This is a genomic window from Picrophilus oshimae DSM 9789 (genome assembly GCF_900176435.1).
GTDB classification, from domain to species: Archaea; Thermoplasmatota; Thermoplasmata; order Thermoplasmatales; family Thermoplasmataceae; genus Picrophilus; species Picrophilus oshimae.
Map to the genome: position 1 here is coordinate 106071 of NZ_FWYE01000004.1, position 23725 is coordinate 129795.

Annotated in this window: 28 protein-coding genes; 14 read left to right on the forward strand and 14 right to left on the reverse strand. The window is 35.1% G+C overall.

The genetic code is table 11. The features are described 5' to 3' along the window. The first annotated feature begins 15 nt into the window (after positions 1–15). Positions 16–546 (forward strand): hypothetical protein, encoded by a 531-nt coding sequence (locus B8780_RS07000; RefSeq protein WP_084273162.1) that lies wholly within the window; start codon positions 16–18, stop codon positions 544–546. 25 nt (positions 547–571) lie between these two features. Here the strand turns inward: B8780_RS07000 and hutU are convergent, their stop codons facing one another. Then, the gene (hutU, locus tag B8780_RS07005) at positions 572–2287 is read right to left on the reverse strand and encodes a urocanate hydratase (RefSeq protein WP_269087916.1); all 1716 of its coding nucleotides are present in this window, start codon (positions 2285–2287) and stop codon (positions 572–574) included. 143 nt (positions 2288–2430) lie between these two features. Here hutU and B8780_RS07010 point away from each other — a divergent pair, with 143 nt between their 5' ends. Further along, positions 2431–3015 carry a hypothetical protein gene (locus tag B8780_RS07010; protein ID WP_153274235.1) on the forward strand — a complete coding sequence of 195 codons (585 nt, stop codon included), beginning with the start codon at positions 2431–2433 and terminating at the stop codon, positions 3013–3015. Here B8780_RS07010 and hutI read toward each other — a convergent pair. Continuing rightward, the gene (hutI, locus tag B8780_RS07015; RefSeq protein ID WP_161939697.1) at positions 3005–4015 is read right to left on the reverse strand and encodes an imidazolonepropionase; all 1011 of its coding nucleotides are present in this window, start codon (positions 4013–4015) and stop codon (positions 3005–3007) included. The genes B8780_RS07010 and hutI overlap by 11 nt on opposite strands. After that, complete coding sequence (locus B8780_RS08175) at positions 3972–4187, reverse strand: hypothetical protein (protein ID WP_161939698.1); 216 nt, start codon at positions 4185–4187, stop codon at positions 3972–3974. The genes hutI and B8780_RS08175 overlap by 44 nt, the downstream gene beginning before the upstream one ends. An 87-nt stretch (positions 4188–4274) precedes the next feature. Here B8780_RS08175 and B8780_RS08375 point away from each other — a divergent pair, with 87 nt between their 5' ends. Both B8780_RS08375 and B8780_RS08380 read left to right on the forward strand, forming a co-directional pair. After that, entirely contained in the window at positions 4275–4733 is a 459-nt protein-coding gene (locus B8780_RS08375; RefSeq protein ID WP_084273165.1) for an arginase family protein, read from the forward strand. 1 nt (position 4734) lies between these two features. Further along, positions 4735–5172, forward strand: coding sequence for an arginase family protein (locus B8780_RS08380; RefSeq protein ID WP_084273166.1), 438 nt, complete (start codon positions 4735–4737; stop codon positions 5170–5172). Here B8780_RS08380 and hutH read toward each other — a convergent pair. From hutH to cobK, 6 genes are read right to left on the reverse strand one after another with little or no spacing between them, the layout of a single operon-like run. Next, entirely contained in the window at positions 5162–6655 is a 1494-nt protein-coding gene (gene hutH / locus B8780_RS07030; protein ID WP_084273167.1) for a histidine ammonia-lyase, read from the reverse strand. The two genes, B8780_RS08380 and hutH, sit on opposite strands and share 11 nt — an antisense overlap. 37 nt (positions 6656–6692) lie before the next feature. Then, positions 6693–8015 carry a cobyrinic acid a,c-diamide synthase CobB gene (locus B8780_RS07035; protein WP_161939699.1) on the reverse strand — a complete coding sequence of 441 codons (1323 nt, stop codon included), beginning with the start codon at positions 8013–8015 and terminating at the stop codon, positions 6693–6695. Continuing rightward, complete coding sequence (locus tag B8780_RS07040) at positions 8002–8988, reverse strand: cobalt-precorrin 5A hydrolase (RefSeq protein ID WP_084273169.1); 987 nt, start codon at positions 8986–8988, stop codon at positions 8002–8004. Before B8780_RS07040 ends, B8780_RS07035 begins: the two co-directional genes overlap by 14 nt. Then, the gene (gene cbiD / locus B8780_RS07045) at positions 8985–10010 is read right to left on the reverse strand and encodes a cobalt-precorrin-5B (C(1))-methyltransferase CbiD (protein WP_084273170.1); all 1026 of its coding nucleotides are present in this window, start codon (positions 10008–10010) and stop codon (positions 8985–8987) included. The genes B8780_RS07040 and cbiD overlap by 4 nt, the downstream gene beginning before the upstream one ends. Further along, positions 10003–10590: a precorrin-8X methylmutase gene (locus B8780_RS07050; RefSeq protein ID WP_084273171.1), complete on the reverse strand. Its 588-nt coding sequence runs from the start codon at positions 10588–10590 to the stop codon at positions 10003–10005. Before B8780_RS07050 ends, cbiD begins: the two co-directional genes overlap by 8 nt. After that, the gene (cobK, locus tag B8780_RS07055) at positions 10553–11317 is read right to left on the reverse strand and encodes a precorrin-6A reductase (protein WP_161939700.1); all 765 of its coding nucleotides are present in this window, start codon (positions 11315–11317) and stop codon (positions 10553–10555) included. Before cobK ends, B8780_RS07050 begins: the two co-directional genes overlap by 38 nt. Before the next feature lie 235 nt (positions 11318–11552). Here cobK and B8780_RS07060 point away from each other — a divergent pair, with 235 nt between their 5' ends. Both B8780_RS07060 and B8780_RS07065 read left to right on the forward strand, forming a co-directional pair. Next, positions 11553–12143, forward strand: a complete 591-nt coding sequence (locus B8780_RS07060; RefSeq protein WP_084273173.1) for a class I SAM-dependent methyltransferase — start codon at positions 11553–11555, stop codon at positions 12141–12143. A gap of 36 nt (positions 12144–12179) precedes the next feature. Then, the gene (locus B8780_RS07065) at positions 12180–12485 is read left to right on the forward strand and encodes a winged helix-turn-helix transcriptional regulator (protein ID WP_236719409.1); all 306 of its coding nucleotides are present in this window, start codon (positions 12180–12182) and stop codon (positions 12483–12485) included. Here B8780_RS07065 and B8780_RS07070 read toward each other — a convergent pair. Further along, on the reverse strand, positions 12478–12831 hold the full coding sequence (locus B8780_RS07070) for a hypothetical protein (RefSeq protein ID WP_084273174.1): 354 nt from the start codon (positions 12829–12831) through the stop codon (positions 12478–12480). The genes B8780_RS07065 and B8780_RS07070 overlap by 8 nt on opposite strands. Before the next feature lie 169 nt (positions 12832–13000). Here B8780_RS07070 and menC point away from each other — a divergent pair, with 169 nt between their 5' ends. Together menC and B8780_RS07080 are read left to right on the forward strand one after the other, a co-directional pair. Then, positions 13001–14092, forward strand: a complete 1092-nt coding sequence (gene menC / locus B8780_RS07075; RefSeq protein WP_084273175.1) for an o-succinylbenzoate synthase — start codon at positions 13001–13003, stop codon at positions 14090–14092. Positions 14093–14171: 79 nt separating this feature from the next. Beyond that, entirely contained in the window at positions 14172–15545 is a 1374-nt protein-coding gene (locus B8780_RS07080) for a glycosyltransferase family 2 protein (protein ID WP_084273176.1), read from the forward strand. Here B8780_RS07080 and B8780_RS07085 read toward each other — a convergent pair. Beyond that, complete coding sequence (locus B8780_RS07085; protein WP_236719410.1) at positions 15542–16174, reverse strand: cysteine hydrolase family protein; 633 nt, start codon at positions 16172–16174, stop codon at positions 15542–15544. The two genes, B8780_RS07080 and B8780_RS07085, sit on opposite strands and share 4 nt — an antisense overlap. A 94-nt stretch (positions 16175–16268) precedes the next feature. On the opposite strand from B8780_RS07085, the gene B8780_RS07090 reads away from it, so the two are divergent. The 4 genes from B8780_RS07090 (at position 16269) to B8780_RS07105 (ending at position 18722) form a co-directional block, all read left to right on the forward strand. After that, positions 16269–16919, forward strand: coding sequence for a hypothetical protein (locus B8780_RS07090; protein ID WP_084273178.1), 651 nt, complete (start codon positions 16269–16271; stop codon positions 16917–16919). Positions 16920–16952: 33 nt separating this feature from the next. After that, the gene (locus B8780_RS07095; RefSeq protein ID WP_084273179.1) at positions 16953–17561 is read left to right on the forward strand and encodes a class I SAM-dependent methyltransferase; all 609 of its coding nucleotides are present in this window, start codon (positions 16953–16955) and stop codon (positions 17559–17561) included. A gap of 214 nt (positions 17562–17775) precedes the next feature. Continuing rightward, a complete protein-coding gene (locus tag B8780_RS07100) occupies positions 17776–18150 on the forward strand; it encodes a thioredoxin family protein (protein WP_236719411.1) in 375 nt (124 codons plus the stop codon). Further along, positions 18138–18722: a hypothetical protein gene (locus B8780_RS07105; RefSeq protein ID WP_153274237.1), complete on the forward strand. Its 585-nt coding sequence runs from the start codon at positions 18138–18140 to the stop codon at positions 18720–18722. The genes B8780_RS07100 and B8780_RS07105 overlap by 13 nt, the downstream gene beginning before the upstream one ends. Before the next feature lies 1 nt (position 18723). On the opposite strand, the gene B8780_RS07110 is transcribed toward B8780_RS07105, so the two are convergent. Together B8780_RS07110 and B8780_RS07115 are read right to left on the reverse strand one after the other, a co-directional pair. Beyond that, positions 18724–19419, reverse strand: a complete 696-nt coding sequence (locus B8780_RS07110; RefSeq protein ID WP_236719412.1) for a phosphorylase family protein — start codon at positions 19417–19419, stop codon at positions 18724–18726. A 133-nt stretch (positions 19420–19552) separates the two neighbouring features. Continuing rightward, positions 19553–20200 (reverse strand): adenosylcobinamide amidohydrolase, encoded by a 648-nt coding sequence (locus B8780_RS07115; protein WP_084273183.1) that lies wholly within the window; start codon positions 20198–20200, stop codon positions 19553–19555. 47 nt (positions 20201–20247) lie between these two features. Between B8780_RS07115 and pheS the strand changes: the two genes are divergently transcribed. Both pheS and B8780_RS07125 read left to right on the forward strand, forming a co-directional pair. After that, complete coding sequence (gene pheS, locus B8780_RS07120; protein WP_084273184.1) at positions 20248–21687, forward strand: phenylalanine--tRNA ligase subunit alpha; 1440 nt, start codon at positions 20248–20250, stop codon at positions 21685–21687. A gap of 69 nt (positions 21688–21756) precedes the next feature. Further along, positions 21757–22500, forward strand: a complete 744-nt coding sequence (locus B8780_RS07125; RefSeq protein WP_084273185.1) for a hypothetical protein — start codon at positions 21757–21759, stop codon at positions 22498–22500. On the opposite strand, the gene B8780_RS07130 is transcribed toward B8780_RS07125, so the two are convergent. Further along, positions 22444–23718 carry an MFS transporter gene (locus B8780_RS07130; RefSeq protein ID WP_084273186.1) on the reverse strand — a complete coding sequence of 425 codons (1275 nt, stop codon included), beginning with the start codon at positions 23716–23718 and terminating at the stop codon, positions 22444–22446. The genes B8780_RS07125 and B8780_RS07130 overlap by 57 nt on opposite strands. Positions 23719–23725: the final 7 nt, after the last annotated feature.

Consider the following 23725-nt stretch of genomic DNA (forward strand, 5'->3'; position numbering starts at 1 on the left):
CATTATTTTCTGTCCATGGAAGATATAAAAAACATAAGGGAATCTATTTTGGAGAGGTTTTCAATGATTGATCCATTTATGGATTCATGCTATACCGTGCCTGGTTCATCAAATATTAAAGGCAATCTTGAAATAGAGGATGCGGAGATAGATCCTGAAAACATCTTTGTAATAGATAAAAACTACGTAATAACGAGATCCATGGAACCTCCTGTTATATACGTTGATTATTCATATATAGGTCCTGAGACAATATACGATGAGAATCCCGAGGAGGTTTTAAAAAGATATGACGTTTTAAGGGATTATAGGGATCCTGCCGTTATACATTTCCTGCCTTTTAACTGCAAAAAATCTGTTTTTAAAAGATTATTCTCATCAACGGAGCTGAACGGCATATTAACACTTGAAGATGCAGAAAGGATGGTATTAAATGATTATTTTTTAAGGATTTTATCAATGTTTTCATATGAAAAGATTATTACGGACGATGATGATATTAAAAGGCTTTTAATGGATAATGTAAACCTTGAGTTTATTGATTAAATAAAAAATTAAATTATAATTTAATTTATGATATACCATAATGACTTGATACATCGGTTTCAACGTTTATGAATGTATTATTTGACATGTAATTATTATATGAATTTGCAAGCCATATTCCTATCTGCTCTTCAACTATTGTATTATCTGCTATTACTGTATAATTTACATTCGGCGGCACAGGTTTTGCCGTGGATGGCATGTAATTGCTGTAAACTGCTATTGCATTCATTTCATTGGCAAGGTTTGTATCGCTTGCATTGTCAAATGGTGGATTGTTTATCCTTTGAAGGCTGCCCTCCTGTATGTAGTTTCCTATTATTTTATTGTAAAGATCCTTTGCAGCCGCAGCCTGATTGTTTATTATTATTCCGTCCTTCATGGCCTCCGTTTCCCTGTATGGGGATGCAACAGATCCTGTATCATGATGATCACGGCCTATGGCAACGGGTGCCTCGAGATCACCGTTTTTCACCATGTCATTTATCATTAAACCTATTCTTTCCCTTTCACCGTACGGTGCATAGCATATCCTTGCAGGCAATCCCTGAAAATGCACATATTCCTTTGCAAGTTTTATCCAGTCTGTTAAATGCCGATCATCAATGTTTTTTATTATTGCATCATCTATTTTGTATATATCATCAGGATTTCCAGAAAGTGCAACCCATCTGAATGGTCCGGAGCCTATTGCAAAAAGGTCTCTTATGTATGCAGGTACGTATCCATCTATATCAAAGGCATTTTTCAATCCACCTTCAAGGGCCCTTGTTCTTATGTCATTGCCATAATCAAAGACTGCGGCACCATGATTTTTAAAATAAATCATCGCATTTACCTCCCTTACAATGGATTCATAGACCCTTCTCTTGAATTCTTCAGGATTGTCTTCCCTGAATTTCTGAAAGCTTTTTATGTCATAGCCCTCCGGCACATAGCCAAGGTTTATATCATGGGCCGCTGTTTGGTCCGAAACAATATCAGGTATTATGTTTCTATTAACAAGCTCATTGTATACCGTTGCTGCGTTGCCAAGCAGGCCTATCGATAAATGTTTACCATTTTTTATTGATTCATCCTTTAATTTCAATGCTTCATCGAGTGAATCTGTGTATGTATCAAGGTATTTGTCCCTGAGCCTTCTCCTTATCTTTTCAATGTCTATTTCAACGATTATGCTTGTGCATCTGTTCATCTTCGCGGCAAGTGTCTGTGCACCGCCCATCTCACCAAGACCGGCAGATAAAAACCATTTACCATCAAGATTATCAGAATGATAAATTTTCCTTGCCAGCGCATTTAATGTTTCATATGTAACCTGAAGAACACCCTGTGTTCCTATGTATATCCATGATCCAGCGGTCATCTGACCGAACATCGTTAATCCTCTTGCCTCAAGATCCCAGAAGATGTCATGGGTTGCCCAGCGTGGAACGATCTGTGCATTAACTATTAAAACCCTTGGCGATTCCCTTGTAGTCCTAAATATTCCAACGGACTTTCCTGATTGAATCAAAAGTGTCTCGTCGTTTTCAAGTTCTTTCAATGATTCAATAATCTTATCAAATGCCTTCGAGTTTCTTGCAGCCTTTCCCTTTCCACCGTAAACAATTAAATTTTCAGGATCCTTGGCAACCATTGGATCAAGGTTGTTTATTATCAGTCTCAGGGCGGCCTCCTGGGACCAGCCCTTTGTATTCAATATATTACCATGCGGTGCATGTATATTTTTATGATCAATGTTATTATAAACAATAAATATAGAAAAACATATTTAATAAAACAATAAAAAGTTAAAAACTATTTTTATATAACTTTATATAAATGATTGCTATTTGATATTAGTAAATGCATAAAATATATACATTTATATTAATATTTTTCATGGCATTCTTTGTTGTTTCAAATTCAATGAATAATATTAGCGTAAGCTCTGTTTCGCCAAATGTATACATGGAATCCGGCTCGAATTATAATAGTGGCGGGCCCGGAGGGGTGCCTGAAACAGAATTCTATATCTCTGGAATAAACAGTCCCGGGGAGCAGATGAGCACGGGTTTAAACATATTTTTTAACTATTCTGCACCTGCCGGTGGCCCTGGAGGCCCCGGAGGACCTGGACCTGGGCCAGGACCTGGGCCGGCACCAAAGACCACCGCAAATAATGTAATAATGATACACAACATTTATTTTTCAAAAAATGTTGAGGTATGCTTTTTGTTCAATGAGCCAGCTTATCTTAGCATATGCTATACAGTAAATGAAATAGGGCATCCATCAGGAGGCCCTGGGGCTCCACCACCATCCACGCTGAAAAGCGGAACATTATATAATATAACAGGTGAATACATGTGCCTTAGCATGTCGCTTTCATCGAGTAATGAAGACACATTCCCATTCGCGTTTATAGTTTATTATAATGATAACACAGCAATAGAGTACAGATTTAATATAAATCTTAATGAATAAGATTAAAGTTATCAATGATTTTTATTCCATTAATAAATGAGTATCTTACAAGTCTTGACATATACATATATGGCAGCTTTTTATAATCATCTATATCCAATATTATTAAATCTGCATTTTTACCTGTTTCTATTGAACCTGTCGACTCATCGATTTTAAGTGATCTTGCACCATTTATTGTTGCAGCCTTAATGGCATTCTCAAGTGATATATTACAGTACCTTACTGCAAGGTATATTGCAAAGATCATATTTGAATTATAGGAGGCTGGTGATGCATCACTTGCTATTGCAACATCTATCTTTTTATTTATAAACCTCTGTGCGTTGACATAATTTGAATCCAGGGAAAATGCTGTTACCGGAAGTATCGTTGCAACGGCACCAGAATATTTTATGTAATTTAATTGATCATTTCTTGTATTTAATAAATGATCAACAGATGTAAAATTAAATCTTTTGCACAGGTCAATACAGCCAATGTTCTGAAGCTCGTCTGCATGCATTTTTAGCTTTAACCTGGATGATACGCCCGCCTCGAGAATCATCTCGGTAGATTTCCTTGAAAATGCAGCTGCGTCGCAGAATACATCAAGAAAATCAACATCGTTCTTAAATGCCGGAATCATATTATTAATAAAATACCCTGCGTAATCATATTCATTGATGTTATCTGGAACAGCATGCGCAAGTAATGTTATCTTAACATTTCTGTAAATACTTTTTATCCTTTTTATTGCATTTATTAACCTTCTCTCACCATTTATTGTTTTTCCATAGACGCTCTTTATTTCAAGGTATGTTGTGCCATTTAGTATGCTCTCATCAACCCTTTTAATGGTTTCATTAAATATTTGATCCTCACCTGAGCTTTCGGTATCATTCATTGTTTTATGTATACCGCCTCCTGAATTAAGTATATCAAGATAGCTTTGACCGTGGCTTCTCATGTATAGTTCATTCTCCCTTGTGCCCGCATAGGCAAGATGTGTGTGAATCAATAAATCCAGGCATGACAACCATATTTGATGCATCAATGGCATCGTCATTGTTTTTATTATCTGTAATATCAGAGATTATATTATTCTCTATTACTATTGATTTATTTTTAATTAACTTAAAATTGCCCTCTGAATCAAATGTTATAATCTGGCCTGCGTTTTTTATTATCACAAGATAAAATGCTTTTATTTATATTTATATAATTTGTTAAAAACATTTCAATAAAAGATTTTTTCTTTATCGTACAATGATTTTAATATGAGTTTTAATGACCCAAGGGTTTTAAAATTTTCTGAAGTTAATAAAAACAGTGAAAATCCAGATATTGTTATAACAGGTGTTCCATACGATGGTGTAATTATATCGCATAGAAGGGGTGCAAGATACGGCCCTGAGAGGATAAGAGAGATTATGAATTCATATTCAAGCTACTGCACCGATCATAACGTTGATCTTAACTCATTGAAAATACTTGATGCTGGGAATATCGATGTTAATTTTATAGATTATAACATTGAAAAAATAAAAGATGATTATTATAATATTATAAAAAAATACAATTCAAGGTTCATTGCCATGGGCGGGGATCATTCAATAACAGAGGGACTATTTAAATCAGTATGTAAATTAAATAAAAAAACTGGAATGATCCTATTCGATGCACACCATGATATAAGGGATCCATGGAGGGTGAACTCAGGTTCCTGGGGGAAATAACATCTTAAAAGATAACGGCGGCTGCCTTGACGGGCGTAATTTTGTCCAGATAGGCGTTCACGGTTTTAAATATTCAAAGTATTATTATAATAAAATTAATGATTTAAAAATAAGCTATTTCACCGCTTTGAATGTTCTTGATTATGGTATTGACGCCATAATAAAGAAGGCCCTTGAAATTATTGATGCAGATATTATATATCTAAGCCTGGATATTGATGTAATTGATCAGGCATATGCACCTGGTGTAAGTGCCGCCTCTCCTGGAGGCCTGACACCAAGGGAAATCTTTAAAGCAATGTACCTTCTTGGATTAAACAAAAAGGTAAGATTTATGGATTTAACAGAGTACTCGCCACCACTTGATCATGATGACATAACAGGAAGGGTCGCTGCAGAGGCACTACTTCATTTTATGTGTGGTGCATCTAAATCCTGATGCTATTTATAAACTCCATTAAATCATTGTTCATCATTTCAAGGATTTTTTCAATGTCAATGTATGGTGGCCTGTCATTTTCAAGTTGATCTATCCTTGACCTTATCTTTTTATAAACCATATCTATGAAATTGGATGTATTATACTTTTTAAATTCAAGTGCCTGCGCGGCTATTAGATACTCTATTGCAATGATACTTTCTATGTTCTCTCTTATTTTTATCAGTTTAAGTGCCGAGTTTGCGCCCATGCTGACGTGATCCTCCTGATTTGCAGATGTTGGAATTGAATCAGCAGATGCCGGGTGTGATAATATTTTATTCATGTTGCAAAGTGCTGCAGCGGTGTATTGTGGTATCATATAACCGGAATTTATTCCATAGTTATTCACAAGGAATGGCGGCAGTCCGCTTAAATTGGTATCGACAAGCCTGGCTATTCTTCTTTCTATCATGTTGCCAAGATCAGTTAACGCAATGGCCGAAAAATCTGCCGCAAGTGCAACCGGCTCGCCATGGAAGTTCCCTGTTGATATGTAATCGTCGTTGTAAACAAGTGGATTATCTGTTGCGGAGTTCATCTCTGTATTTGCAACGTTTATTGAATATTTTATTGCATCAAGGACTGCACCGTAGACCTGCGGTATGCATCTAAGCGTGTATGCATCCTGTATCTTTATCTTATTTGCATTTTTCACGATCTCGCTGTCCTTTAATATAAACCTTAAATTATCCGCTATTGTTATCTGCCCATTGTGTGGTCTTGATGCTATGGCCCATTCCCTGTATGCCTTATCTGTTCCAGAGAGTGCCTCAAAGGCCATCATCGATGATATTAAGGCGTGCTTGATTAAATTCATGGATCTGTAAAGCTCAATGCCAAGTATCCCTGTTATCATTGATGTTCCATTTATTAAGGCAACACCCTCCTTTTCCTTAAATTCATATTTTTCAATGTTAAATATCCTAAAGACCTCATTTGAATCCCTTACATCATTTTTATACAGCACAGGACCCTCGCCCATGATTGCAAGGCCTATATGTGCAAGCGGTGCAAGATCCCCGCTGGCACCAACTGAACCGTACTCAGGAACAATCGGTATTATATCATTATTTAACATGAAAATCAAACGGTCTATAAGATCAATTGATACTCCAGAGAAACCCTTTAATAGGCTGTTTAACCTGACGGACATTACGGCCCTTACATATTCAGGCTTAAGGTATTTGCCAGTTCCTGATGAGTGGCTTCTTATAAGATTCTTCTGGAGCTCGAGCTTCTCATCAACATGCCGGTTGAGAAGGCTGCCAAAGCCAGTTGTAACACCATATATTTCATTTCCAGAGCTTATAATCTTTTCCAGAGATTTCCTGGATCTTAAAACGTTGTTTTTTGCTGATTCAGATATCTCAATTTTTTCCTTAAGAACAGAGATCCTGTAAAGCTTATTTACATTTAAATCATCCCCGGAGAGAATTATCATAATAAACCATTATAATGTTATATAAATAAAATTTTAATCATACATTATAACATGATCTTACAAACCTTTCCGGTATCCTTGGATTTGATGGAAAGTACAGATGCATGTAGCCCGCAAGCAGATTTTTTGTTGAAATGCCATCAGGACCCCTTTCAGTTTTATAGGCATTTGCATTTACATTCAGCCTTGAATAGTGAAACTCATGGCCTTTTACATGCCAGCCGCCCATCATTAATATATTATTTGACTCTGCTCTTATGTTTCTGTATCCAAGAATAAGTGAATCCATGTATGATTCACCGTTTATTATTGAGGCCATTTCATAATATTTGCCGTTTATTTTTATGCCCCTGGAAAGGTACATGTAGCCGCCGCATTCTGCAAATACCGGTCTTCCCGAGTTAAAAAATTCCATTATATCCTTTTTTATTGAATAATTATCTGAAAGTCTTTCTGCAAATAGCTCGGGAAAACCACCACCTATGTAAATTCCATCCGCCTCTGGAAGCTTATAATCATTTAGCGGGCTGAAATAAACAATCTCTGCACCGTACATTTTTAGCATTTCTATATTATCGTAATAATAGAAATTAAATGCCGCATCATATGCAATGGCTATTCTCACCCTATTAACATTTTTTTTAGAGAATAATGCTGATTTAAATGATATATCCCCTGATTCTTTTGATATTTTAATTAATAGATCCAGATCAACTGACCTTTCAATAATATCGGCTATTTTATCTATTTTACCAGAATTGTCATCCTCCATGGCCGTTTTTAATCCAAGGTACCTGTCATCAATTTTTAAATCATCTGATCTTTTTACGCAGCCTATTACAGGTATTCCTGTGTATTTTTCAATGGCCGTTCTTACTATTGAACAGTGATAATCAGACCCGGCGTTGTTTAGTATAACACCTGAGATCCTCAATCTTTTATCCATTTTAATAAGGCCAAGAATTATGGCAGCGGCCGTTCTTGCCATTGCGGAAATATCAATTACTATAATAACCGGTGATTTTAAAGTTCTTGCAACCTCTGCCGTGCTTCCCGTATCTTTATCCGGCTGCTTTCCATCGTATAGTCCCATGACACCCTCTATTATTGAAATATCTGAGCCAGTGGATCTTTTTATAAATATCTCCTTCATTTTTTCCCTGGATGACATCCATGTATCGAGATTGCTTGAAAATCTTCCGGTTGCAATGTTATGATATCCTGGATCTATATAATCCGGGCCAACCTTAAAGGGCTGCACCCTTAATCTTCTGGAAAGGGCACGCATTATACCTATTGATATCGTTGTCTTTCCGGATGAGCTTGAAGGGGCTCCTATTACAATGCTATTTATCCTCATCATTATCACTGAATATTGATACCGTTACATTTTTAAATACCATCTTTTCAATTAACATTTTTCCATGGTTTGATGATAAATAGGCCGATGCCGTTGAAACTGAATATGCACCGATGTATTTATACACATCGCCGTTGATTATGCCCGTGCTGTTAAGTTCTTCATTTTTATAAAAGATTGCATCGCATTTTATTTTTTTTATTAAATCGTTTAATGGCGCAGATCCCCTTTTTATATCTATAGTTGCTATGCGCTTAATTGCATTAAATGATGCATTTATGCTCCTTAATGCTGCATCAATAGCGTTAAAAAGATTATTATAATCTGCATCACTTGAAAAGCCGATTCCAATGCAAAGATCCCTTTTTAACAGTATTAAATCATTTGGCCCGGGTTTTATATCCCTTCTGGTTATTATTATTCTGCCATGAAAATCATCGATGTTTTCCTTAACATTATCAGGAAATCTTAAATTTGAATTGCATTCATCGATTAAAAGCATGTTCTTTCCAGAGATAATATCATATGAGATCGATGCAATGTTTCCATTAACAATGATGTTTTTATTTTTTATTATCTCCTCTATTGATTCAACGTTGTTTGCCTCAGATGCCGTTGTTATCACAGGCTGATTGTTTATGCATTTTGATATAATAACTGATAAATTATTCGCTATTCTATGCCCGGATAAAAGACTTATAGTGAATCTGCCGGCATCATCTATAACTATTATACCAGGGTCGGTATACTTGCTTTTTATATACCTTGATATTATTCTTACAACTGCGCCAAGTGCCACCGTGTATATTATTGCATCATATTTATTGAAGATCTCCCTGGTTATATCATTAATTGATAAAAAGCCATTGTCTGAGAGCCTCCTGCCCTGATAAATATCAATGTCAATGCATTTTGATATGTCTTTTAATATTTTTATGCCATTCTCTGTTATTGCTATGCCGGCAATCCTCATGATATCACATTTCCTGACATATCAAATATAATGACATCAATATTGATATTAGATATCCTTCTTAAATTGATTTTCGCAAGCTCTGCCATTAATTTAAATAATCCATCATCCGTGAATTCATCAACCAGTGCATTTACTGTATTTGAATTTTTTATTATTTCTGCATTTTTTATATTTATGCTTAATGCCATCTTATATATAAAATCAAAGTCCACACCAGAGTTCCTGCTTGATGTATCCTCCATGCCCCTGGCAAGCTTTGATGCCTTTCCAGGCATGCATGCTATTATAATATTCTTTATGCCATTCTCCGCAGCGCGTCTTACGGAGAAGCCTATAAAATCGCCAACGTCTATGCACGGGTACCTGTCATTAAATAATTTTCTCGCGTATTCCTCGGTTCTTGAACCCGTTGTCAGTATCACGGTATCATAATTTGATTTAATAGCAACACGCATTGCAAGGACTATGCTTGCACGCCACGATGCTGCCGAGTATGGCACAACAATGCCCGTTGTTCCAAGTATTGATATGCCGCCAATGATTCCAAGCTTTGGGTTACATGTTTTTAATGCGACCTTATCTCCTCCGGGAGCCGATATTATAATTTTTAATCCTGATGAAATATTCAATTCTGATAGTGTTTCCATGGCCGTGTTTTTTATCATTCTCATTGGCACCGGATTTATCGCCGCATTGCCTGGTTTTACAGGAAGACCTTCTTTTGTGACGCGGCCTATGCCCTCACCGCCATCAACGTATATTCCCGAATCGGTAAATGAAACCTTTGAATATATAACAAGCCCTGTTGTAACATCCGGGTCATCCCCGCCATCCTTTACAACGGATGCCATTGCATAATCTTCCTTTATCTCAACATCATTTATATTAATTATCGCATTTTTCTTTGATGGTAATTTTACCTCGACACTTTTTAATTTTCTGCCGGTGGCAAGGGCTATTATTGCAGCCCTGGTTGCTGCGGTTGCACATGTGCCAGTTGTGTATCCATACCTAGGCATGAAGCTCACCTATTATTCCATTCATTAATGCTGCAGCCATTGGGGAACCACCTTTTCTGGAAATGTTTGTTATCAACGGTATTTCGCAGGATAAAAGATCAATCTTTGATTCAAGTGCTGATACAAAGCCGACGGGCGTTGCTATGACAAGCGATGGCCTTAGGCCTTTTTTCACCTCCTCGATCAATGACATAAGTGCTGTTGGCGCATCACCTATAACATAGATTGCATCTTTATAAATTGATGCGGCCTTCTTTATTGAAAGATATGACCTTGAAAGCCCGGTCATTTTTGATTTTAAAAGGACATCGTCGTCATTTATTAGGCATACCTTTCTATTATACCTTGTTATCCCTGACATTACCATGTTAACATCTGTTACTATAAACCTGTTTAATCTTAAGGCGTTAATGCCATTATTTAATGGATCGTTCTTAAAAACAATCGTTTTAAATACATCAAGATCTCCGGTTGCATGAACCGCACGGGCCTTTATTCTGTTCTCTTTACTATCATCTATGCCAAGGCTATTATAGATTATTTCAAGGCTTTTCCTGTAAATTTCCCCTGGATTTAACATTGTATACCACTTTTATGATTTCATTAATATCGTTGTAAACGTTTTTATATTCCATGTTATCCCTTTTTAATATAAGAATTTTAATACCCTTTTCAAGCGCGGCCTTTATTTTTTCTATGTCACCGTTATCCTTTGTAACGAGGCATTCTATATTATAATTGTTCATTATTGCAAGCTCTAACTCGTATGTAAATGGGCCCTCCATTGCTATTATATTTTTTTCAGGAATGCCAATATTAATTAATCTTTCTATATTTTCAGGCCTTGGAAGGACCCTAATAATAATGTTCTTTTTATCAATTACATTTTTTATATAATCAATATTTTTTATTCCGGTTGTTATTAGTGCTCGACATTTCATTCTGTTTAAACAATCTGCTATCTCATCATAGCTTGAAAATGTTGATGTGCTTTCATATAATATCGATGGCCTTTCATATCTTATATAATCTATACCAAGCTCCTCGGAGACTGTCATTGCGGTTCTGCTTATGCTGTATGCAAATGGATGTGATGCATCTATTATTAAATCTATGTTTTTCTCCTTTAGTAAATTCATCATTTCATTAATATCAAGAGGGCCCTTTACAGCATCTATGCCAAGATCTGAGAGTTTTTTAATACCCTCATCGGTAACGGCGCTTGATATAATGTAATTGTCATGCCTCAATCTTTTTATTATAAACCTTGAATCCGATGTTCCATTGATTATGTATATACGCCTCAAAAATGATACCTCCCGTATATAAAAGAGACCATTGAAAAGATTAATATTAAAATAAATATAATATTTATTATGAAAATAAAATTGGATATGTTTAAATATTTTTATCCATGATTTTTTTAAAAGAAATTTTAAATGGCCGATAAATATATTTTAATAAATTTTTTGTATTGTATTTATAAATCATGGATACAGGGTTTATTAAAAAAATATAATTAGTTATTATAAATAACCATTTATGGATTACTACATGGAAGGCGAGGAAAAATTTGGAATGTTAACAACGATGTTCTATAATTCAATTGCATGGCGCCTGCTAAAAAAGTTATATAAATTTTCAATTAACAGGCTTGACGGCCTTTCACCATCAACGATAATGGATATCGGTGCAGGTCCTGGAAGGTTCTCATTAATGGTTGCAAAAAAATTTCCGGGGGCAAGGATTTACTGCGTTGATCCATCGCCATACATGGTTGAGACCGAAAGGAAGCTGTTTAAAAAGAATAATATCAATGCAGTGTGCGTGCAGGGTAGCAGCCGTGAGGTGCCATTAAATGAAAAATTTGATTTGATAATAACCTCGCTTTCCTATCACCACTGGCTTGAAAAGGAGAAAAGCCTTGATTATTTATCATCACTTTTAAATATTAACGGAAGTATCTTCATCTTTGAATTTTTAAGAGAATCTTATAAATCGCCTTTTCAGTTCATGTACCGTGAGCATTCATTATCAATAAACGATGCAAAGAACATACATTTAAAGAACTGTGAGACCATGATCGATACCGATAAGAATTTTATAGCTGTTAAAATAACCAGAACCCTTTAAGTAATATTTTATTATATATCATCCATGGAAGCCTGCATGATCGATTACCAGGGTGAAATAATATGCATAGATCCTGGACTGCCGTTGATGCATGTGCTTGGTAAAAAATACACAATGCTTATACTTGGTGTTATAGGTAATAATGATACAAGAAAGAACTTTAATGATATATATAAATCGATACCTGGGGCAAGCAGGAGGATAATAGCAAACAGGCTATCCGAGCTCTTGAGAATGAATGTAATAAAAAGGGTAAACGGCAATGTCACATACTATGAATTAACCGATCTTGGTAAAAAAATAAGATCTGGAATAGTATGCTTTCTAAAATCGCTCACATGAACATTGATATTCTATTTCTTACATCATCAGATACCTTTTTAAGCGCAAGATCAATCATCTCAAGGTCCCTCTCCCTTATAAAATCAGGAACCTCTGAGTTTGCCTTCATTCTGAGTTTTATAAAATTTTTTAGATCCTCATCACTGAATTTCGAGATTATTGACATGTTTGTGACACATAATTTGACATAATTGTCATCGGTAACCTTTCTCAGCTCTATTAAAAAGCTTTTTAACGTATTAACAATATCATCGTCATTATAATCTTTTATTGAGTTCAGAACATCTTTCATTTCCCGCTCCATGTCCGGGGGTTTCATCTCCGATATCTCGACTATGCTCTTCATGGCTTTTAATAATAAATTATCTTTAAAATTATTTTTGGTTTTAAAATTATTATATTTATAAATTTTTATTAGAGACCTAAATTTCAATATATTTTAATTTTTTTTTATTTAATATAATATTTATAATTTTAATGCAAAAACTTTTATTTAAATTAAAAATACGTATTTAATGGAGATTTCGTATTACATTGTTAGAATGCCCTTAAAAAATCCATTTACAACAAGTTTTGGCACCGATATATACCGGGAATCAATAATATTCAGGTTAAGTGAAAATGGAATAACAGCATATTCAGAATGCGTGAGCGATCACGATCCATTCTACAGCTATGAAGATAATACAACAGCAATGCATATAATATCAGAATATCTTATAAAATCTCTTAAGAACCTTCCAGAACCGGAGGAATTTTTAAAGAGTGTATCATATATAAAGGGCCATAATATGGCAAAGGCTGCCCTGGAAATGCTTTTATATGATTACCATGCAAGGTTAAATAAAAAGAGCCTTGCAGACTATCTTGGGCAAAACAGGGGATATGCAATACCTGGAATATCAATAGGCATCGATAAGATAGATAAAATGCTTGAAAGAATAGACGAGGCAGTAAAAATGGGGTATAACAGAATAAAGGTCAAGATAAAAAAGGGGCTTGAGAATGAGATATTAAAAAGCATACGTGATGTTTATCCGGATATAAGTTTAAGCGCCGATGCAAATTCTGATTATACTTTTAACGATATTGAATTATTAAAATCACTTGACCGGTACAATCTTGTTTACATAGAGCAGCCCCTCTGCTACGATGATTTAATATACCATTCAAAACTTTCCAGGGAGATCTCAACACCAATATGCCTTGATGAATCAATAACCTCATCAAAGCGTGCGGAAAAGGCCTTCGAGATTGGAGCATGCTCTGTAATAAACATAAAACCAGGGCGTGTTTCCGGGCTTACAGAATCAATAAAAATTGCAAGAATAGCCATGGAGAATAATGGTCATGCATGGGTTGGCGGCATGCTCGAAACCGGTATAGGCAGGGCCTATAACATGGCCCTGGCGGCAAACAACCTTATAGATTATCCTGGTGATACATCACCAAATGCAAGGTATTACAGTGAAGATCTTGTTAAGAATCCGTTTACAATGGATAATGGCATTATAAGCATCGATTTAAAAAGGCCCGGAACCGGTATAGACGTGGATTCAAATGCATTGAAAAAATATACAATTGATTCCGGAAAATTTGAGATATAATTATTAATTTTAATATTTTTAAAGATTAAGCTATCTATAGAATTATATATCCTTATGACATTTTCTTATAAGTGATGCAATGGGTTATTTTCAGTACAGACTTTTTACCATTGAAAAGTATAATAACACAATAAGGCGCCTTAGCCTGATGCCGAGGTATGTTCTTATCGCCCTGATAATCTTTATGACGTTATCATCATTCTTTGTATACATTATAATAATAAGGATACATATATATAACAACAATCTTAGGCTAATAACGCTGCTATGGCTCATACCAATGCCATTTATAATAATAAACTTTCTATACTTTTTAAGGCTGCCAGGTGAGGATTTTAGAATACACAGGGTTATAGGCAGCTGCAGGCCTGTAATATTTCAAATAACAACTCTTGGGTTTAATTACAAATCTGTTATTGAAACTGTAAAATCGGTTGATTACTGGTATAATAAACTTTTATCCGAGCATAGAATAGAGTTTGAATCCGAGATCTGGGTGGTTATAGAACCCGATGGCTATAAGAAAAACAAAAGGTATTTCTCAGAAATAGAAAAGATGGCAAGGTTTATAGTCGTTCCCGAGGATTATAAAACCTTAAATAAAACCACCGGCAAGGCAAGGGCGCTCCAGTATGCCTGTGATATTAGAAAAAGGGATGCCTGGATATACCACCAGGACGAGGAGACCATGGTTGGCGAGGATACAATATTGGGCATAGATGAATTTATAAAGACGCATAAGACCGGTGTTGGTGTTGGCATAATATTATACCCGCAGAACTTCAACGGCAGGCCATCACAGATGCAGGAGCTATCAAGAAGCTACATGGATATAATGAGCATATTCTCACAGAGGAGCGAGAGGAACATGCTTGTTGGATTTCACGGATCACATATAATATTATCATCGGATATAGAGGATTCCATAGGCTGGGATTTTGGCAATAGATCAACCGCAGAGGATTTAAACTTTGAGAATGCTGTTAGAAGGAGATATAAAAACGTTTTTTATTTATTAAAGGGTTTTGCATATGAAAAGGCAGCGCTCTGCAAGATGGATCAGCTTAGACAGAGGCGCCGCTGGATACGGGGCATAATGGAATCAATTCTAAGAAAGGATATAAGCAGGATCAGAAAAACGGTGATGATCTTTCAGCTAATATCATGGTTTTCAGCAGCGCTTTCACTGTTTCTTTTCGTGCTTGTAATAATATACAAATTTTCTATAATAATACCTGAGCTTGCCTTTTTATCACCATTTATATGGTTTCTCATGTTAATACAGTACTATTCAGGTTACTCCATGCACAGGCAGTACATAAAAAAGCTGAGCATCTACGTTTTAATAAAAAACGGATTAATCGGGGCCTTTGTTGATATGATATCGCCCTGGTACGCGATATTAAGGTTAAAATACACACCAAAGAAGGATTTTATAAAAAAAGATGTTTAGTATTTTAAATTTTTAATTATATCATCAACGGTTGAAACCATAACAACGCTTGATAAAGACTTTAATGCAGCCTCATGGCCATCCCTTGATGATGAGGAGCATGCATCAGATGCAACTATTGTGTAGTATCCAAGGTTTCCTGCATCCCTGGCACTTGATTCAACACCGATCTCCGTTGCTATTCCTGCAAATATAATAGTCTCTATTTTTGCGGCCTTAAGCATGTTGTCAAAGATTGTGCCGATGAATATGCTTGCGGTGTGCTTGTTTAAAACGTAATCGTTCTCTTTTGGCCTTAATTCATCATATATCTCGGCCTCACTTGATCCTGGTGCCATAAAAACAGGCAATTTCTCAGGATCATCAACATGAAATCTCATCATATAGGATGATATCATTGCCGGTGACATGTATTCCTTCGGCAGGGGCGTAATCTTTGTGTAGAGAACCTTCATGCCTGATGCACGTGCTGCCTCTAAAAGCCTCTTTGCAGAGCTTAAAAACTCGTTTTTATTAAAAACATTGTTTACAAGGCCGTTCTGTACGTCCCACATAACAAGCATTGTGTGCTCCGGGTTTATTATCTCCTCCATGGTTTCATATATTTTTTTGCTTCCTAAAAGTTTCATGACGTGATATTTTATTAACATATATTTTTTTTATGTTTAAATGTTTAAGAAATATTATTCGATAGATTATTATTTAACCTTTTTATAAACAATAATGAATATCCCTGGTTTATTATTAAATCCGTTAAAAAATGTATCTGTAAGCTATGCATGGTATAATAAACAGAATGGCATAATAAAATGGACATTTATGAATCCAAATAATAAGGAGATCTCATTTATTCTTTTACGCGGAATAAATTACAATAACAATGTAAGCGACGTTTATCCATTTGGCAATGCATTTTATCCAGTATACTATGAGAACTTTGGGGTTGAATTTGCATTAAGACCTGTGCCATTAAAAAATACGGGCATTGAGAGCAACTCACCACCGCTGGCTGTTTTTGAGAATCCTGATGATACAAAATTCGTGGCCTTTCTGTTCACACTCGCACCTGGAGAAACATATGAGATGCTTGAGGGTGGCTGGACTGGTATAGAGCCTGGTGGAATAAGCACTGTAACAGCCCATTACATCTCAACAGGAAGATTCTCGATAAAATTTAATACAGATCAATGCTCGCTTTACAACAGCGAGGCAAATGAAAACTACCCGTGCCCTGAAAATCCATTAAATGTAAGATCTTCTTTGATGTCATTAAGAAAGATTGTAAAACCACTGTTCAATGATGATATTACACCAGTGAATCCTGATAACCTGTCATTGAACCAGTTAATATGGTATATTCTTGAACAGCTATAAAAAAAATAATTAGCAATAATTATATACATTAATATGCCCGTTGATTTTGGTATTTATCATCATTCATCCAGGGAGGAATCCGAGAAACTTAGAAATATATCAAAAATTATGTTCATTGAGGCATTTAAAAAGCTTGGATACAATGGTGATGAGGATATAAATATACTTGATGCGGGTGCGGGCTCAGGCTTTGTTACATATGTCACGGCATCGTACTTTAAAAATGCAGAGATAACAGATCTTGATAATTTTTCCGGATCATTAATTGATAACAGCATTGAAAGGCTTGAAAACAATTTAAGGGAGCTTGGCATTTACAATAGAATAAATATAATAAATGATGATCTTTTAAATATGAAAATCAAGAATAATTTTGACCTTGTTGTTTCAAACCTTGTGCTTCATAATCTTGGAAGGAGAAGGTTCATAGCATATAAAAATATAAAAATGGCATTGAGGTGCACCGGCCATTTTATAAATGCGGACGGCTTTATAAGAAAGAACATTTTTGTCGAGCCATTAAAAAAGGATGTTTCAAGGATATCTGATATCTTTGATGTTGAATTTGCCATGGAGCCCTCGGATCAGAAAAAAAATGCTCCGTGGCGCTACATACTTGTTTGCATGAGGCCCATCTGCTGATCTTACAAAGTTTCGGCTTTTGATCTTCCTGGAATATATAAGGAATTTTAAGTTTTAATTAAAGAAAAATAATAATTCAAGGTAATGCTTTTTATAAATTTAATTATAAATTAAAAATATTAATAATTTATATAAAATCGTTTTCAAGAAATATTTTTAAATTATCCATCATATTTAATAAAAATTAAATATGATCTTGCAATTCGAAAATAATATGGACGAGGATCTAGAGAAAATAAAAAGGGCAAGGCTCAATGAGATAATGAATGAGCTCCAAAACAGGATAAAAACACTAAACGAATCAAATTTCGGGACATTTGTTTCAGAGGGCGTCTCTGTTATAGACTTCTGGGCTCCATGGTGTGCACCATGCCATATACTATCACCATTAATAGAGGATCTTGCAGAAAAATATACGAAGGTAAAATTTGGCAAGGTAAACGGTGATGAGAACATGAGACTCTTGTATCAGTATAATATAACAGGACTGCCTACTGTTCTATTCTTCAAGAACGGTATGCTTGCAGACAGGTCAGTTGGTGTGGTTCCGGAGAATGTTTTAGAGGAGAAGTTAAAATGGCTGCTTTGAAACTGCTTCTTGGAATAAATGGTTTTAGCTATGGGTACTTTATGCGCTGCACGATGCCTGCAACGGTCAATCTTTTCAACACACACCCAAGGGGTGTTGTTTATAATGAAAACTGTCATGATATAAAAAGCGTCTGGAGAAGAATCATGCATTACAATGATGGTTTTGATATTCCAGATAAAATAAAAAACAGGCTCTCAATTATAAACATACCAATAGATAATCCAACAATTGGTGATTACTCATCATATTTTAATGAGGATTACAACGTTGAAATAAGAAATGTCTTCAATAAAATAAATAATGCGGAAACAGATTATACAATAGCATCAGTAAACTCATTGAATATACCGGGAGGCACCGATGTAAAATGCGATATCTATTCAATGATAGATAACTATCTATATGAAATTATAAATAAGTTCAACGATTTTATCATATTCTCACCATACGGCGATGTAATTGGAGATAAAATTGAGCCATACGGTGTTTACATATCAACAAGGCCAAGGCCAAACCCACATAAAACAATAAAAATTGATGAGATAATGGATATATTTTTAAATATTTAATCTATCTTGTTAAAACGTTTAATATTCCCTTTGCTATTAATTTTTCTTTTTCAGATATCTCTGATGCATCCATCTTTTTATTGTTTAAAAGGTTTCCATATGCAAGATGAACTGATAGTGCCTTAACGTTCTTTAATCCGGCAATGAGGTAAAGTCCGGCGCCTTCTAGTTCCAGTGCCATATGATTGTCTTTTGCCATCTTTTCTATGAATTCCCTTGAATGTGTGAAAAGTGCATCGCTTGTAAAGACCCTGCCCTTAAATGTCTTTATGCCAAGAGATTCAAGCTCGTTGACCGTATTTAACATAAGATCGTAATCCGGTATCAGTGAATATGAGTATTCATCATTTAGGTACTGCCTGAATGTTCCGCCAAAATTGTATGAGTAGCCCTGCGGTATAACAACGGAGCCTGGCTCTATTTCCTCCCTTATTGCATTGCACGAGCCGAACCTTATTATACGTCTTGCACCAAGGGATATTAGATCATCTGTTATTAATGATATCGATGGAATGCCTATGCCGTGAAAGACCGTGGTTACCTTTTTATTATTGTATTCTCCCTGGTATGATGTATACCCTGCAAATTCAGATACCTTTTCCAGATTGCCAAGAAAGCTGTTAACGGTTCTCTGCCTTTCCAGATTGCCAACGATTATTACATTCTCGCTAACACTTTTTGCTGTTATTATTGCCATGATAAATAATTGAATCATAAAAAAATAATTTTATGAAAACATTAAAGCTACAGCAAAAATTAAAATATTCGCGTGATATTTACATATGAATATTGTTTATCAGCGTGTAATTTCAATGAATAAAATTAATGCATTATAATTTTAAATAATGCCTTTTATAGATCTCAATTATTGAATCATATACAATTAATGATGAATAATACCCTGGATCTGTTAACCTTCCGGCGTATCTAATATCCATGTTAAAATTGTCTATGAATACGTTTACAGTGTCCGTTGATGTTCCTGGAGACCTCAGACCGGTCTTTTTATCCATGATATTTAGATCGTTCATTGCCTGTGCCTTTGCCTCAGTTATTGACTGCATCAGGTTTATTGCCGCGGCATCCGATAGCGGCATATCTGTTATAACCGCAATGTTTACAGTTCCGTAAAAGTTGTTTCTGTTACCAATGGATAATGCATTTTCAAATCCTGCAGTTATTACTGATTCCATTTTATATTTATCAATATTAATGCTTTTGATTACTCTTTGCGATACGGGCACGGCTGTTAATGTTACAACAGTACCATTTAAATCAATTTTATTTCTTATTAGAAATTCCATTATTTCCAATGAAGGATCATCATTGTAATTTAAATTAACTGTTCTGTTTATATATCTCAGTGATGTGCCAACACCGCCGTTAAATGGTGCGGAGCTGAACTTTCTCACAGGCCTTTTAAAATCTATGATGTAATAATCATTATATTCTTTTATCATAAATGATAATGATGCCATGGTATTAAACTGTGAAACTTTTAATATAAAAATTATATCTTCAATTGATGGAAAAGGGCATAAGCAGGAATGAATACAATGTATTAAATTTTATAAAGAACGGTTCATGGGTAAGTGAATCCAGTATAAAGATAAATAACATGGACGATAGAATGATTGCAAGCGCGGTATCATATCTTGAATCAAAGGGTTACATAGATGTTAAAAGATCATTAAAAAAATATTATTATATAACAGATGAGGGGAAAAAGTACCTGGAAAACGGACTTCCAGAGGAAATTGCCATTAAAATATTAAAAGAAAGGAAATCAATAGCCCTGGATGAATTAAAAGAATTAATTAGTGATTATAAGATAGCAATTTCAAACCTTGCAAGATATGGTATAAAACCGAATAACGGTCTTTTAAATTATAATGATGCCGCACTGGAAAAGATAAAAATGATTAGATCATGCCTTGAGAATCCCCAGGAATGTGATATGGAAACCTTATCATTACTAAAAAGAAGGTCGCTTTTAAGGGAGAAAAATTACAATGAGAGAATAATAAAAATAAATGATGCCGGATTAAAAATACTTAATGAGTTCAATCCTGATATTTATATCGATAAATTAACAACATCAATGCTTGTCAACAATTCATGGAAGAATGTAAGGTTAAGGCCATTTGATTTGAATCCTGATGCGGGCCTGCGTGGCTCCGGCCTGCACCCGTTAACATATTTAACTGAGAGGATAAGATCTATATTCTTTGACCTTGGCTTTACTGAGATGCACGGGCACTTTGTTGAATACACTGCATGGAACATGGACATGCTGTTTATACCGCAGGATCATCCTGCAAGGGATCTTCAGGACACATTTTATGCCTCAACGGATTTTGATTATAAAATGGAAAATCCAGAGATCATTGAAATAGCAAAGTCTGTTCATGAGCATGGCATAAATAAATACCCTGGCTGGGGATATAAATTCGATGAAAATGAATCAAAAAAACTTGTTCTAAGAACGCATACAACGGTAAATACAATAAGATACCTTTATAATAACAGAAAGAGCCCACAGTACATCTTTTCAATAGAAAAGGTCTTCAGGCACGAGAGCGTTGACTGGAAGCACCTTGCAGAGTTCCATCAGATTGAGGGCGCGGTCTATTCAAAAGATGCAAGTTTATCAACGTTAAAATGGTTTATGCGTGAATTTTACAGAAGGCTTGGCTTTGATGACATAAAATTGATACCTTCATATTATCCATATACAGAGCCGAGCATGGATGTAATTGTTAAGGTAAATGGCCGGGAAATAGAGCTTGGCGGCTCTGGAATATTCAGGCCTGAGGTAACAAAACCACTTGGTTTAAAGTACCCTGTCTTTGCCTTTGGCCTTGGCCTTGAAAGGCTTGCAATACTTTATTATAAATTAAATGACGTGCGCGATATATATAACAGTGATTCTGAATGGCTCAGATCATATAAGATAAATTTATAAATGTGACATCATTTAAATAAATTCAATGTTCTTTATTAAAGCTTATTTATAATAATTGCATTACTCACTATGCATATAATCATAACATTTAAGAACATAGTATATGTTTATCCGGATATATTAATCGGAGCGTTATTCGGAATAATAATTGCAACACTAATATTGGGCAATTACAATAAATTTTTATTATTCTTTTATATAAAGCGTTACGAACCATCAAATGAATATTCAATTGTGGATTATAATAAAATAATCACACTGGAATTTTATAGAAACGTAAATATCCATTCATTTAACGAAAAAAATATTCAGAAACCTGTAATTCTTGGCAGCTCAAAGGTTCATAGAATCTATGATGATTATTTTAAATACTTCTATGCCGCAGTTATGGGCATGCTCACATGGGCATTGACAGTTGTCTTATTTGCTGATCCAAAATACATAACGTTTTTACTGCCAAGCACAGGAATAATCTTTGAGGTTATAATTGCATACATAGGCACGTTCATATCACCGATGGCATACTTTACATTGGTTTATGCTTTTAAAAAGGATCTCTTCTATTTATTTATATTAAGCTCGCTGGCGGTTGTTTTATCACCTTTTGTTATGGGACTTCCAATAACATCTGCGCTCTATGGCAATGTATATGAAAGATTCTACTATGGAATCGCCCTTGCAGCTTTAAATATAATCATTTATTTTACCATAAAAAAAGGAAGGATGTTAAAAATATCAGTAGCCTTTGGATTGTTTTCATACTTTGCCTGGTTCTTTATCTTTCTTTACAACTTTTTCACCTTTATTTTTTGATGGCAGCAGCGGTACCATTACCAGTGATACCACTGCAAAGATAAGCATTATTGATAAAGAGAAATGCAATGGATATTTTAAAGCATTGAAGCCTGTTATCAATGCTATGCCTGCGGAACCGCCAACAATGTTGCCAAAGCTCCAGACAAGTGCATTCGACTGGGTTGAGAACTCCCTTGGTATGACCTGGCCAACGTATCCAAGAAGCACTGGAAATCCTGAAAATGCGGCAAAAACGTAAACAAGGTATACCAGTGTTATGTATATAATATTATCATAGATTAAAAATAATGCAAAGAACACCGTTGATATTAAACTTGTTATTAGTATTGTGAATTTTCCACCGTATTTTTTCACCATTGAGCCAAAGTAGGGCTGGCCAAAAACAGCACTTAGAAAGCTCAGCGTTAGTATATCCCCCATGAGTGTTTTTGATTTAAATATATCATCAAGATAATCTGGCACAAAGGTGACAGTGCCGGTCAGAAACATTGACCTTATAAAGACCAGTGCAACAAGTACTAAAAGGAATCTGTAATATAATTTAATAGATGGTGCGGACTTAATTTTATTATCATTAAATTTATCATTGTATGTTTCAGCCTCGCTGTATTTTGATCTGTTAAAGAAGCTTAGGCCTGACAGTATTATAAATGCGGATGCCATTGTGTACGCAAAGATTAATAATAATCCATTAAAATTGTTAAGAAATGCCATTGAATAAACTATTATCGATGGAAGTGCCGCCCTGCCAAGACTGCCAAATGAACCATTGATGCCCATTGCACCTGGAGCTTTTTCCTTTCCATATGTAAATGATAGTATCGATGCACCTATTGGATGGTAAAATGCCTGTCCAAAACCAAGAAGAACAGAACCCAGGAATATTATATAACTGGCATAATTCATGTACAGAAATGCAAGGGCAAATATGAGAACGGAGATGCCCTCAGATGCTATGCCTATAAATATTAAAAATGAGTCCCTGTTTATTTTGTCTGCAAGCCTTCCTATGGGCGTTCCAAGAAGTCCAGATAGAAGATTGTAAACAATGGCCATTATTCCAAGGAAGGTTATGCTAACCCCGGGTATGAATTTATAATATGTTATTAATGTTGGAAAGAGCAAAAAATTACCATCGTTTGTAAAATGCGCAAGAGATGTAAATACCAGTGAGCGAAACTGATAATTAGTCCTGTTATAATATTTATAGCCCATACCTAAG